At 58.4% G+C, this 12591-nt stretch carries 16 protein-coding genes; 2 read left to right on the forward strand and 14 right to left on the reverse strand.

Going from position 1 to position 12591, the window contains the following annotated elements:
- Positions 1-87: 87 nt before the first annotated feature.
- The 10 genes from AC0N03_RS01750 to coxB form a co-directional block, all read right to left on the reverse strand.
- On the reverse strand, positions 88-684 hold the full coding sequence (locus AC0N03_RS01750; RefSeq protein WP_474286688.1) for a GNAT family N-acetyltransferase: 597 nt from the start codon (positions 682-684) through the stop codon (positions 88-90).
- Positions 681-2105, reverse strand: a complete 1425-nt coding sequence (thrC, locus tag AC0N03_RS01755; RefSeq protein ID WP_474286690.1) for a threonine synthase — start codon at positions 2103-2105, stop codon at positions 681-683. The genes AC0N03_RS01750 and thrC overlap by 4 nt, the downstream gene beginning before the upstream one ends.
- A 34-nt stretch (positions 2106-2139) precedes the next feature.
- Entirely contained in the window at positions 2140-2925 is a 786-nt protein-coding gene (locus AC0N03_RS01760) for an SURF1 family protein (protein ID WP_474286692.1), read from the reverse strand.
- Entirely contained in the window at positions 2925-3296 is a 372-nt protein-coding gene (locus AC0N03_RS01765; protein WP_474286694.1) for a DUF983 domain-containing protein, read from the reverse strand. The genes AC0N03_RS01760 and AC0N03_RS01765 overlap by 1 nt, the downstream gene beginning before the upstream one ends.
- Positions 3297-3371: 75 nt before the next feature.
- Positions 3372-4241, reverse strand: a complete 870-nt coding sequence (locus tag AC0N03_RS01770) for a cytochrome c oxidase subunit 3 (RefSeq protein ID WP_474286696.1) — start codon at positions 4239-4241, stop codon at positions 3372-3374.
- Between the two features lie 70 nt (positions 4242-4311).
- A complete protein-coding gene (locus tag AC0N03_RS01775; protein ID WP_474286697.1) occupies positions 4312-4884 on the reverse strand; it encodes a cytochrome c oxidase assembly protein in 573 nt (190 codons plus the stop codon).
- Entirely contained in the window at positions 4884-5048 is a 165-nt protein-coding gene (locus tag AC0N03_RS01780; protein ID WP_474286698.1) for a hypothetical protein, read from the reverse strand. The genes AC0N03_RS01775 and AC0N03_RS01780 overlap by 1 nt, the downstream gene beginning before the upstream one ends.
- Before the next feature lie 2 nt (positions 5049-5050).
- The gene (locus AC0N03_RS01785; protein WP_474286699.1) at positions 5051-5989 is read right to left on the reverse strand and encodes a heme o synthase; all 939 of its coding nucleotides are present in this window, start codon (positions 5987-5989) and stop codon (positions 5051-5053) included.
- A gap of 60 nt (positions 5990-6049) precedes the next feature.
- Positions 6050-7723 carry a cytochrome c oxidase subunit I gene (gene ctaD, locus AC0N03_RS01790; protein WP_474286700.1) on the reverse strand — a complete coding sequence of 558 codons (1674 nt, stop codon included), beginning with the start codon at positions 7721-7723 and terminating at the stop codon, positions 6050-6052.
- 25 nt (positions 7724-7748) lie between these two features.
- Positions 7749-8642 (reverse strand): cytochrome c oxidase subunit II, encoded by an 894-nt coding sequence (coxB, locus tag AC0N03_RS01795; RefSeq protein ID WP_474286701.1) that lies wholly within the window; start codon positions 8640-8642, stop codon positions 7749-7751.
- A gap of 405 nt (positions 8643-9047) precedes the next feature.
- On the opposite strand from coxB, the gene AC0N03_RS01800 reads away from it, so the two are divergent.
- Both AC0N03_RS01800 and AC0N03_RS01805 read left to right on the forward strand, forming a co-directional pair.
- Positions 9048-9545, forward strand: coding sequence for an invasion associated locus B family protein (locus tag AC0N03_RS01800; RefSeq protein ID WP_474287207.1), 498 nt, complete (start codon positions 9048-9050; stop codon positions 9543-9545).
- 71 nt (positions 9546-9616) lie between these two features.
- A complete protein-coding gene (locus tag AC0N03_RS01805) occupies positions 9617-10258 on the forward strand; it encodes a hypothetical protein (protein WP_474286702.1) in 642 nt (213 codons plus the stop codon).
- A gap of 64 nt (positions 10259-10322) precedes the next feature.
- Here the strand turns inward: AC0N03_RS01805 and AC0N03_RS01810 are convergent, their stop codons facing one another.
- The 4 genes from AC0N03_RS01810 to AC0N03_RS01825 all read right to left on the reverse strand — a co-directional run bounded on the left by AC0N03_RS01810 (position 10323) and on the right by AC0N03_RS01825 (position 12533).
- Entirely contained in the window at positions 10323-10814 is a 492-nt protein-coding gene (locus tag AC0N03_RS01810) for a F0F1 ATP synthase subunit B family protein (RefSeq protein ID WP_474286703.1), read from the reverse strand.
- Between the two features lie 15 nt (positions 10815-10829).
- Positions 10830-11387, reverse strand: coding sequence for a F0F1 ATP synthase subunit B (locus AC0N03_RS01815; protein WP_474286704.1), 558 nt, complete (start codon positions 11385-11387; stop codon positions 10830-10832).
- 98 nt (positions 11388-11485) lie between these two features.
- Positions 11486-11713, reverse strand: a complete 228-nt coding sequence (locus tag AC0N03_RS01820; RefSeq protein ID WP_474286705.1) for a F0F1 ATP synthase subunit C — start codon at positions 11711-11713, stop codon at positions 11486-11488.
- 52 nt (positions 11714-11765) lie between these two features.
- Positions 11766-12533, reverse strand: a complete 768-nt coding sequence (locus tag AC0N03_RS01825) for a F0F1 ATP synthase subunit A (RefSeq protein WP_474286706.1) — start codon at positions 12531-12533, stop codon at positions 11766-11768.
- Positions 12534-12591 lie beyond the last annotated feature (58 nt).

Consider the following 12591-nt stretch of genomic DNA (forward strand, 5'->3'; position numbering starts at 1 on the left):
TCGTTAACGACTGGTAGCGTCTTGCCGCCGTCAGGGCAAGCGTTCTGCCATCTGCCTTTTGGAATGAAGGTTTAATCCTCACAGGAATCAGGCTTTTGTGTGAGAACGCCAGTCTGTCGCGAGAATTGCAAACAGCAGATGATCTTCCCAACGGCCGTTAATTTCAAGAAAGGCGCGCGCCAGCCCTTCCTCCTGAAAACCGACATGCCGCAAAAGATGAATGGAGCGGTCGTTTCGCGGCAGGCAGGCTGCTTCCACGCGGTGCAGGCCAAGACGCAGAAAGGCATAATCGAGTGCAAGTTCCACACCCTGGCGCATATAGCCTTGCCCTGCGAAACGCTCGCCCATCCAATAGCCAATCGTCGCCGTCTGGGCCGCGCCGTAGCGCAGGTAGCCGAGTGTCAGTCCTCCCAGCAGCGTCGCATCGCTCTGGCTGAACATGAAGAAAGTATAGGCCTCAGCCCGCGCCCTGTCCCTGTCGCTCAGCGAAACACGCAGCCGGAAAGCCGAGCGGGTGAGATCGTCTTCCGGCCAGACCGGCTCCCAGGGCTGGAGAAAGTCATGGCTTTCCGCGCGCAGCTTGCTCCATTGCCCGTAGTCCGAGGTCTTGGGCGGGCGCAGGAAAATATGCGGGCCGCTGAGTAAGGGGTCCGGGCGCAGGCCAAGCAGGCGCCCGAGACTCATGATGTCATCGGATGGGCTTTCGTCACGATCCGGCTCTTCTGGCGAATGAAGGCTTCGACCTGCTTCTGGTCGTTGGCGAGGATGGTAAAGCGCTCGCGGCGCTCGAACAGATCGGCAAGATGCGCGGGCAGGGCAGGGTGAACACCCGTTGCCGCCTTGACAGCTTCGGGGAACTTTGCCGGATGCGCCGTGCCGAGAACCACCATCGGCGTGGATGGATCACGCCCAAGGCCCTTTCGGGCAGCACCCACACCCACGGCCGTATGCGGATCCAGCAGATATCCGCTCTGGCGGTATGTGTGCTGCATTTCAGCGCTGGTGGCCGCCTCGTCGATACAGGCGGCGTCAAATTCGGATCGCACCCGCGCCAGCGCTTTTTCGTTCAGGGTAAACTGCCCGGCCTGCGCCAGATGTGCCATCAGCTGCCGGATGCTGGCCGAATCGCGGTCATAGGCTTCGAACAGCAGGCGTTCGAAATTCGATGAAACCTGAATGTCCATCGAAGGCGATTGCGTCGGCCTGACGCCGAGCACCTCATAGGAGCCGCCCTCAAGCGTGCGCGCCAGAATATCGTTGGCATTGGTGGCGATCATCAGCCGATCAACCGGCAGGCCCATGCGCTTGGCAATGTAGCCGGCGAGAATATCGCCGAAATTGCCGGTCGGCACCGAGAAAGAAACCTTGCGATGCGGGCTGCCGAGCGCCACGGCGCTGGTAAAATAATAGACGGTCTGGGCGACAATACGCGCCCAGTTGATGGAATTGACGCCCGACAGCGCCAGTTCGTCGCGGAAGGCATGATGATTGAACAGGCCTTTCACAATGGCCTGCGCATCGTCGAATGTGCCTTCAAGCGCGATGGTGTGTATATTTTCGCCTTCAACGGTGGTCATCTGCCGGCGCTGCACGTCCGATACGCGCCCATGCGGATAAATGATGAAGACATCGACCTGCTCAAGGCCGCGGAACGCTTCGATAGCCGCAGCGCCCGTATCGCCGGAGGTAGCGCCGATGATGGTGGCGCGCTGGCCCCGGGCCTTGAGCGCATTGTCCATCATCCGGCCAAGCAGCTGCATGGCCACGTCCTTGAAGGCCAGCGTCGGACCGTGAAACAGTTCCAGCACGAACAGATTGGAATCGATCTGCACCAGCGGCGTAAGCGCTGCATGGCGGAAGCCGGCGTAAGCCTGCCTGAGCATGGTGTGCAGCGCCTCGGGCGCAAAGCTGCCGCCAGTGAACTGGCTGATCACGTCGCGCGCCACATCGACATAGGGTTTACCGGCGAAGGCGGCAATTTCATGTGGCTTCAGCGCCGGATAGCTGCGCGGCACATAAAGCCCGCCGTCCCGCGCCAGTCCCGCGAGCAATGCTTCCACGAAATTCAGTTCCGGCGCCTGACCGCGCGTCGACACATAGTGCACGTTTCACCCCTGTTCTTGCTGTTTCCTATCACATTCAGGAATTTTGCCCAGTATCTTGTCTTCCCTGAGCCAAGACAGCACGCGCAAAAAAAGCATAAACGCCGAGCAAAGTCAGAGAGAGGCCGAACCATGTCACAGCATATTCCAGATGGCGGTTGGGAATATCCAGCGTTGTTGCGCCGCCGCGCGGCCAGCCGCCCGGATTGGGCGTCGCGTCCGCGTCAATGATGAACGGCGCGACATTCTCCAGTCGGAACCAGCGGCCAATTGCGGCAGGGTCCTTGGTGAACCACTGCCCCTTGGCCGGATCATCGGGCGGCGTGAACATATTGCGTGCCTGTGGCAGGCGGAGCAGGCCGGAGACCTGCTGCTGCCCGCTCAGTTGACCCTGCCGGCGTGTGTCTGCCGGGCCCTTGTCTTCCGGAACGAAGCCACGGTTGACGATGACAATGGCGCCCGAATCAAGACGCAGGGGCGTGAGCACCCAGAATCCCTTCGTGGCCATGCCGCCGTCGCCCTTTCCGGCAGGATCGAAAACAAGGGCTTCCTTGTCATTGAGCCATTGGCCGTGCGCCGTGACAGGCAGATATTCCAGCTTATCGAGATTGAGTGCGGCCCACGAATCGGAAGGCGGCACGGGCGTTGCCGTCTGGTGGATACGCGCATCGATACGCGCCAGCAGCGCTTCCTTCTGGTGCAGACGGCGGATCTGCCAGAAACCGAGATTGAGCAGAATCGCCATGGCAACGAGGCTGGCGAGGCTGGGCCAGAGCAGGCGGCGCAGCGTCGATCGCTGGCGGACAGGCGCGGACGGACGCATCAGCCCAATCGGCCCTGTTCCGCCTTGTTACGGAACTGGAGCGAAACCAGAATGCCCTTGAGCGGACGCAGCAGACCCAGACAGACCGCTGCCGTCAAGGGCAGGCAGATGAGAAGCTGCAGCCAGTAGGGCGGATCGAATATGGCGCCGATCCAGAGCGAAAGGCCGAGGACGATGCCTCCGGCGATCAGCATGACGAATATGGCCGGGCCGTCGCCCGCATCGGCGAAACCGAAATCAAGCCCGCAGCGCTCGCAGGACGGGCGGATATCTAGAAATCCCTTGAACATATGCCCCTCGCCGCAGCGCGGACAGCGTCCGGCCAGGCCGGTGGCATAGGGAGAGAGCGGCGGAAACTCGTCGTTGTTCATGGGGCGCCTCTGCGGGTTGTCAAAATTAAAAAGGGCGACTCGTCGCCGCCCTTTTTCAATGGATGAGGCTCAGTATCAGCCGGCAGCCTCGACGGCAGCGCCCCACGAACCCCAGACATAGATGCAGGAGAACAGGAACAGCCAGACCACGTCCACGAAATGCCAGTACCAGGCGGCAAATTCAAAACCAAGATGCTGCTTCGGCGTGAACTGGCCATTATTGGCGCGGATCAGGCAGACGATGAGGAAGATCGTGCCGATCAGCACATGGGCGCCGTGAAAACCGGTGGCCATGAAGAATGTCGCGCCGTAGATCGAACCCTTGAAGGCAAACGGGGCGTGAGCATATTCATAAGCCTGAACGCAGGTGAACAACGCCCCCAGAATGACGGTGAGCAGCAGGCCCTGCACAAGACCCTTGCGGTCGTTGTGGATGAGGGCATGGTGAGCCCAGGTCACCGTGGTGCCCGAGGTCAGAAGGATCAGGGTGTTCAGCAGCGGCAGGTGCCATGCGTCCAGCACTTCGATGCCTTTGGGTGGCCAGTGACCGCCGGTGAACTCGAGACGCGCATATTGATGCGCTTCGCCGGCAAAGAGGCTGGCGTCAAAGAAGGCCCAGAACCACGCCACGAAGAACATGACTTCCGAGGCAATGAACAGAATCATGCCGTAACGATGGCTGATCTGCACCACGCGGGTGTGAAATCCGCCGTGCTCGGCCTCGTTGATGACATCACTCCACCAGGCAACCATCACATAGAGAATGCCGATGACACCTGCACCAAGCACGTAGGCACCCATCTTCATGCCGCCAACATGAAGCCCCTTCATCCACATGATCAGGCCGATCGCGGTAAACAATGCACTGACGGACGCGACCAGCGGCCATGGGCTCGGATCGACCAGGTGGTAATCATGATTCGGTTTGGAATGGGCTTCCGCCATAGCAGCTTTCCCTCTGTTGAACGTTTTTTGCCATTTGCCTTCTTTAACCGGCGAGGTCAAGACGGCGGGATTATAAATTCGGTTGTTTGCGGGTATCCTGCAAGGCTAGAGGCTTTGCCGGGGTTTTTGAAGCATAAAATGTGTAGGACAAGGTGACGCTGTCAACGCTTTGCGCGAGGTCGTCCTTCTCCAGCGCCGGGTCAAGGAAGAACACCACGGGCAGGTCGGCTTCCTGATGCGGCGCCAGCACCTGTTCGTTGAAACAGAAGCAGCTGATCTTGTCGAAATAGGCGCCCATCGCGTCTGGCGTGACATTGTAGACGGCATTGGCGCGCACTTCATGGTCGCTCAGATTGTGCACATGGAAGAAGACCGTCGCGGTCTTCCCGACCTTGAGATCAATCGAATCAACCTCAGGCTTGAAGGTCCAGTCGAGGCCCTGCGCGACATTGGCGTCAAAGCGCACGTTGATGATGCGTTCTCCAAGCGTCTTTGGCGCGGCTTTGGCGACCTGCGTCGCGCCGCCATATCCGGTGGCCTGGCAGAATTCCCGGTAGAGCGGCACGGCGGCATAGGACAGGCCGACCATGGCAACAACAGCCGCGACAACGGCAGCTGCGGTCACTGTCGAGCGCGAAGCCATTACATGCCACCCGAGAGCGCCGCCGGTCCGAGCCGGATCAATGTCATCGTGTAGAAGACGATGCACAAAAATGCGACGGCCAGCCCGATGGCGATATTGCGGGCGCGGCGCTGCTTGACCTGTTCGGGCGTGAGCGTGATGCGGGGCGGAAGGGGATTGTTCATATTCATATCCTGCTGGCCAGAGGGCCGATATATTCAAGCGAGCGCTCGACAAGCAGCGCCGCGAAAAGAAGGAAAAGATAAAGGATCGACCCGCCGAAAAGCTGCATGGCGGTCTTGTTTGCCTGTTTACCCGTGCGGACTGAATAGACGCGCCAGGCCATGACCAGCATGGCTACACCGCCGAGACCGGCGACTACCAGATAGAGCTTGCCGCCAAAGCCCATGAACCAGGGCAGAAGGCCGATCGGCGCCAGCAAAATCGAATAGATCAGAATTTCGAGACGGGTTCTGTCCGGGCCCTTGACGTTGGGCATCATCGGTATGGCGGCTGCCTCGTAATCGGCTGATTTAACCAGCGCCAGAGCCCAGAAATGCGGCGGAGTCCAGATGAAAATAATCAGGAAAAGAACCAGGCTGTCCCAGGTTACCGTTCCGCTCATGGCGGCATAGCCGATGACAGGCGGCAATGCGCCGGCCGCGCCGCCGATGACAATGTTCTGCGGCGTCGAGCGCTTGAGCCACATTGTATAGACAACGGCATAAAAAAAGATCGTAAAGGCGAGCAATCCCGCCGACAGCCAGTTGGCGACGAGGCCGAGGGTCATCACCGAGAAGCCGCTCAGAACAAGCCCGAAGGCGAGCGTTTCTTCTGATGTGACAGCGCCTGAAGGAATTGGCCGTTTTTGTGTGCGCGTCATCAGCGCGTCGATATCGGCGTCATACCACATATTGAAAGCGCCGGACGCGCCCGCGCCGACGGCAATGGCTATGAGCGCGAAAATGGCAAGCAACGGGTGCAGGCGATGCGGCGCTATGACCATGCCGGTCAGGGCGGTGAAAATCACCAGCGACATGACGCGGGGCTTGAGAAGGGCGACGAAATCAGCCGGGCCCGCGATGGAAATTCGGCTGTGGTCTGGCAAATCGGTCCCTATACTCATGATATCTGAAATTCCATACCCCACCCCCGCCGGGGGTGGGGTCATTATCTGTGCCGAAGCTTAGTGATCTGCGCCGGTGATCCGGGGCAGGGTTTCAAACTGGTGGAACGGCGGCGGTGAGGGCAGCGTCCATTCCAGCGTGGTGGCGCCGACACCCCAGGGATTATCGCCTGCAACACGCTTCTTGGCGAAAGCCTCGGCGATGGTGATCAGGAAGAGGATCACACCTGCGCCAGCCAGATAGGAGCCGATCGACGACCAGTAGTTCCAGAGCGCATAGGCATCCGGATAGTCGATATAGCGGCGCGGCATGCCAGCCAGACCAAGGAAGTGCTGCGGGAAGAACGTCAGGTTCACGCCGACGAACATCAGCACGAAATGCCAGTTGGCGAGCTTTTCGTTGTACATATAGCCCGTGATTTTCGGGAACCAGTAGTACCAGGCGGCAAACAGCGAGAACACTGCCCCAAGCGACAGCACATAGTGGAAATGCGCCACGACATAGTAGGTCTCGTGCAGCGCGCGGTCAGCCGCGGCATTGGCCAGCACGACGCCGGTGACGCCACCAACGGTGAACAGGAAAATGAAGCCAACGGCCCAGATCATCGGCGTGCGGAAGCTGATCGAACCGCCCCACATCGTCGCGATCCAGGAGAAGATCTTCACGCCCGTCGGCACCGCGATGACCATCGTGGCGAACACGAAGTAGCGCTGCGTGTTGAGCGACAGGCCGACCGTGTACATGTGGTGCGCCCACACGAGGAAGCCGACAACGCCGATGGCAACCATGGCATAGGCCATGCCGAGATAGCCGAACACCGGCTTGCGCGAGAAGGTGGAGATGATGTGGCTGATGATGCCGAAGCCCGGCAGGATCAGAATATACACTTCCGGATGACCGAAGAACCAGAACAGGTGCTGGTAGAGAATCGGGTCGCCGCCGCCGGCCGGATCAAAGAAGGTCGTGCCGAAATTGCGGTCGGTGAGCAACATGGTCAGGGCACCGGCGAGCACGGGCAGCGAAAGCACCAGCAGGAAGGCGGTGACAAGCACGGACCAGGCAAACAGCGGCATGCGATGCAGGGTCATGCCCGGCGCGCGCATGTTGAAAATGGTGGTGATGAAGTTGATGGCACCCAGAATCGACGAAATACCGGCGATATGCAGCGACAGGATGACGAAATCCATTGCCGGTCCGGGATGTCCGACATTCGACGAGAGCGGCGGATACATCACCCAGCCGCCGCCAAAGCCGTTCATGCCCGGCGCGCCTTCGACGAACATCGAGATCAGCAGCAGGGTGAACGAGGCCGGAAGCAGCCAGAACGAGATATTGTTCATGCGCGGGAAGGCCATGTCCGGCGCGCCGATCATCAGCGGCACGAACCAGTTGCCAAAGCCGCCGATCAGGGCAGGCATCACCATGAAGAAGATCATGATCACGCCGTGGCCGGTGATGACGACATTATAGAGGTTCTTGGCAGCGTCGGTGGCCTGTTCGGGCGACAGGCCGGTCATGAAGGCCGCCAGATGATTGAACACGGAAATGCCGGGGCTTTCCAGTTCAGCGCGCATCAGAATGGAAAAGGCGCCGCCGATCAGCCCCGCGAAAATCGCGAAGATCAGGTAGAGGGTGCCGATATCCTTGTGATTGGTCGAGAAAAGGTAGCGCCGCCATCCGGTCGGCAGGGCATGCGCATGATCATCATGTGCGTGAGCTTGTGAACTTGCCATGGAAAATGCCTCGAAATCCTTGAGATTAATTTTGAACCTGGGCGCTGAGCGCGTCATATTCGGCTATGTTGAGCGGGGTCTGGCCATTGGCGGCGAATTTCTTCTTCGCATCGGCCACCCATGCTGCATATTGCTCCTGAGACACCACCCGCACGGTGATCGGCATGAAGGCATGATCCTTGCCGCAGAGCTTGGAGCACTGGCCGTGATAGACGCCCTCGCGCTCAGCCTTGAACCACGTTTCGTTCAGGCGGCCCGGCACAGCGTCCATGCGGATGCCGAACGAGCCGATGGTGAAGGAATGGATCACGTCAGCAGCGGTGATCTGCAGACGCACAATCTTGTTCACAGGAACGACGGCCTCATTATCCACAGTGAGCAGACGCGGCTGGCCGGGCTTGAGCTGGGCCTGATCGACAATCAGCGAGTCGAAGCTGAACCCGCCTTCGTCCTTGGGATATTCATAGGACCAGTACCATTGCTTGCCGGTGACCTTGATGGTGATATCCGGCTTCGGAACGACGATTTCCTTGGTCAGCAGCTTGAAGGACGGAATGGCGATGATGACCAGAATCATCACGGGAATAATCGTCCAGGCCACTTCGAGGCCCGTGTGATGGGTGGTCTTCGAGGGGACCGGATTGGCTTTTTCGTTGAAACGGAAAATGACGATCAGCAGCAGCGCCAGCACGAACAGAGAAATGATCGTTATAATGGGCAGCAGCAGATAGTCATGAAAATTGTGAATGTCCCGTGCCACCTCGGTTGCTGGCTCCTGCAGGCCGATCTGGCCCGGTTCGGCCATTCCAAGACCAGCGGCCCAAGCCTTGCCCGAAGCCATGAGGCCCGCAATGCCGGCTGCGCCGGCCCATTTCCCCGCCCATTTGCGAGATGCAACTTCGAACAATCCTATTGTCATTCAAACGGCCCCTGATAATTCATTCTGGCAAGCATTTGATCTAGATCAAAATGCTTCTTTGTCCTTCTATACCATTCTCCTATCTAGCGGCAACTCGGATGCGGTTCAACTGCTGTCTCGCGTCCAAATGACGCAGAAATCATCTGCCAGATCAAAAAGCCCGTCGCCGACGCGAAATTTCTTGAAATTCCGTTCCCGGAAGGTCTCGCATTCCGGCGTTTTTCCCGTCGAAGGTGAAACATCATAGCCGGAGCGCGCGGTCAATTAATTCAGCATATCGCGACCGGCTGGCCTTGTTTTTGACGTGAAAAATCGCCAAAGATAAATTTTGCGAAGCAGGGCTGCATCAGGCGGGCCTGCAGGCGGAGATCCCCTGCGGAAAAGAAGAGGCTGATGAGCAGAAAAATGTTGAAAAACTTCGGTCTTGGTCTGGGTGTGCTCGTTCTTGCAAGTATTGCGCAGCCGGCTTTTGCACAAGGCGTCGTCAAGCAGAAATTTGCTGATTGGGAAATGCGCTGCGAAACGCCGCCGGGCGCTTCCAAGGAGACATGCGCATTGGTGCAGTCGGTTGCGGCTGAAGATCGCCCGAATATCAATCTCGTTGTGATTGCGTTCAAGACCGCGGATGGCAAAAACCGCCTGATGCGCATCATCGCGCCGCTGGGCGTGCTGATTCCCAAGGGGATCGGCCTGCGTATCGATTCGGTTGATGTCGGCAGCACGGGCTTCGTGCGGTGTATGCCCACAGGCTGCGTTGCCGAAGTGGTCATGGACGACAAACTCATCGATCAGTTAAAGAACGGAAAGAGTGCGACTTTCATTATCTTCCAGACGCCGGAAGAGGGAATCGGCATTCCTTTGACGCTGGCCGGTTTCAAGGATGGCTTTGATCAGATCAAGTGATGTCGGTGCGGACGAGAAATCCGCCGCTCACGAAAATGCGCCGGCGCAGAGCCGTGCAGGGGGAGTTCAGAATGGGTGAATCTAACAGGAAATCCGCAGTTAAACTGGCCGGTCTCGGCATACTTGCGCTGACAATGGCCGGCTGCGCCTCGACATCGGGCTCCGGACCGTCCAGCTCGCAGTCCCTGAGCGACAAGATGGCCAATCTGCTGTCGTTCAACACCACTAACCCGCCACCGGTGGTTACTGTTGCGGAAGCGACAAAAGTCGATTGTCCGGTTATTGAGGTGCAGGACGGAACCGCCGCTGCGCGCTTCTATGCCGGCGGCAATACCAATGAAAATGTCCGCTACCAGTTCGATATTGGCGAGACCGCACGCGAATGTAAGGTTGAGGGCAAGAATATCCTCATCAAGGTCGGCGTCTCCGGCCGGGCGCTGCTCGGCCCTGCCGGTTCGCCCGGCACTTATTCGGTGCCGGTGCGTATCGCTATCCGCGACGACAACACCGGTAAGGCGATCGTCAGCAAAGCTTATGAAGTGCGGGCGACTATAGCTTCTGTCGCGGAAGGCTCTGCGGAATATTCTGTTGTGAGCGAACCCCTCACGGTGCCCTTCCTGCGGGAGCAGGCTGATCAGGATTACACGATCCTCGTTGGCTTCGATACGGCAGGGCACGTTGCAGCGCCGAAGAAAAAGAAACATCGCAAGTGAGCGCAGCCGCAAAAACAAAAAAGCACCCGGAAGGGTGCTTTTTTATTGGCGCTGAAGCAGACAATCAGGAGTTCAGGCGGGACTTGATGTCTTCAATTCCGCTCAGGACAAACTTTTCAGCCGTCTCGCCGGTCGCCTCGGCCCGGAGCACGATCTCGGCAGCACGAACGGCAGCATCTGCGGCAGCGGCCTTCACTTCTGCCTGGGCCTGAGCCTCAGCCTGAGCAATCTTCTGTTCGGCCTGCAGCGTACGGCGCTTGACAAATTCTGCAACGCGGGCTTCGGCCTCTTTCGACAGCATTTCCGCTTCGGCCTTGGCGTGAGCCACGATTGACGCTGCTTCAGCTTCGGCTTCCTGTGCCTTTTTCTTGAAATCGGCCAGAATGGATTCGGCTTCGGTGCGCAGGCGCAAGGCCTCGCCCAGCTCGTCCGTAATACGCTTGGCGCGGCTGTCGATTGCGGAGCTCAATGTCTTGTGCACGCCAAGATAGCCCAGCAGCAGCAGAAACAACACAAAGCCAACGGCGACAAATGTTTCGGCGTTTAGGAATTCCATGAATATCACCCGGCTTTAGTTTTTCAGGGTTGCAAGGGCAGAAGCGACAGCATCAGCGGCCGGAGCGCGTCCCAGAAGTTGCTGGACAATGGCCGAGGCGGCTTCCTGAGCAATGGAATTGACATTTTCCATGGCCTTGGTCTTGGTCGCGGTGATGTTGGCCTCAGCGTCCGACAACTTGGCGTTCAGCGAGGCTTCCAAAGCCTTGCGCTTGACTTCCGATTCAGCCGCAAGCTTCTCGCGCTGTGCCTGTCCCATGGCCTGAGCCTTGGATTTCGCATCGGCGAGGGATTTCTTATAGGCTTCGCCGGCCTCGACGGCCTGACGCTGCATAGCGTCGGCATCCTGCACATCCTTGGCGATGCGCTGGCGGCGGTTTTCAAGGATTTCACCAACCCGCGGGAGCGCGATGCGCGACATCAGCAGGTACAGGGCGACAAATACGATAACCAGCCAAACCAGTTGCGGAGCGAAATTCGCAGAGTCAAACGGCGGAAATGCACCGCCCTGGTGCGCGCCGCCTTCGGCCACTGTGCCTGTCTGCAATTCGGTTGTTTCAGCCGTGTTCGCCATGCGAAATCCACATTGTTCAATTTAAAATACCAGACACGGAGTCTGGCTACTTCTGCGTGCGGAAAATGCGGCGCAGAATGAACTGCGCCGCGAAAACCTTACTTAACGAAGAGCAGGATGATCGCCACCAGAAAGGCGAAAATGCCAAGACCTTCGGCCAGTGCGGCACCGATGAAGGCGCGGCCGAACTGTCCATCGGCTGCCGACGGATTACGCAGGGCGCCCGACAGAAAGTTGCCGAAAATCGTGCCCACGCCGACTGCGGCTGCGCCCATGCCAATAGCGGCAAGGCCAGCGCCGATGTATTTTGCTGCAACAGGATCCATTTTATACTCTCCGTTTTATGATTTGGGCCGACTATCTGTTGTTGGCTGTTTATTAGTGACCCGGGTGAATTGCGTCATTCAGGTAAACGCAAGTGAGGATGGTGAAAACATAGGCCTGCAGGAAGGCCACCAGAAGTTCGAAGCCGGTCAGGGCCACGATGGCGGCCATGGGCAAAACCGAGGCAATAACACCGATGGCGCCCGCACCGATCATCATGGTGATGAAACCACCGAAAACCTTCAGCGTGATATGGCCCGCCAGCATGTTGGCGAAAAGACGAACCGACAATGAAATCGGACGCGAAAGGAAGGAAATGACCTCAATCAGCACGATGAAGGGCATCAGCACAACCGGCACGCCCGACGGCACGAACAGGTGCAGGAAATGGGTTCCGTGCTTCATGAAGCCATAGATGATCACGGTAAGGATCACCATGGCCGCCAGCGCGAAGGTGACGATGATCTGGCTGGTGACGGTGAATGTGAAGGGAACGATGCCGATGACGTTGGACAGCGTCACGAACATGAAGATCGAGAACACCAGCGGAAAGAAACGCATGCCTGAATCGCCCGCCGTGGAGCGGATGGTGCTGGCAACAAATTCATAGGACATTTCGGCAAGCGACTGGATTCGGCCCGGAACAACGGCGCGGCGCGACGTTCCCAGGATCATCAGTCCGGTTGCGATGGCCAGAATGATGACCATGAACAGCGACGCATTTGTAAAGGAGGCATCGACGCCGCCGATATGCAAAGGCACGAGGCGATCAATATTGAACTGATGGATCGGGTCAATGGCGGGTTCTGCTCCAGCGCTCACGTGCTTGTCCTTGTTAAAGATCGTGCCTTACAAAAAATTCACGCCGCGCTTTACCCTG

The organism is Methylocystis sp. sgz306128 (assembly GCF_056032725.1).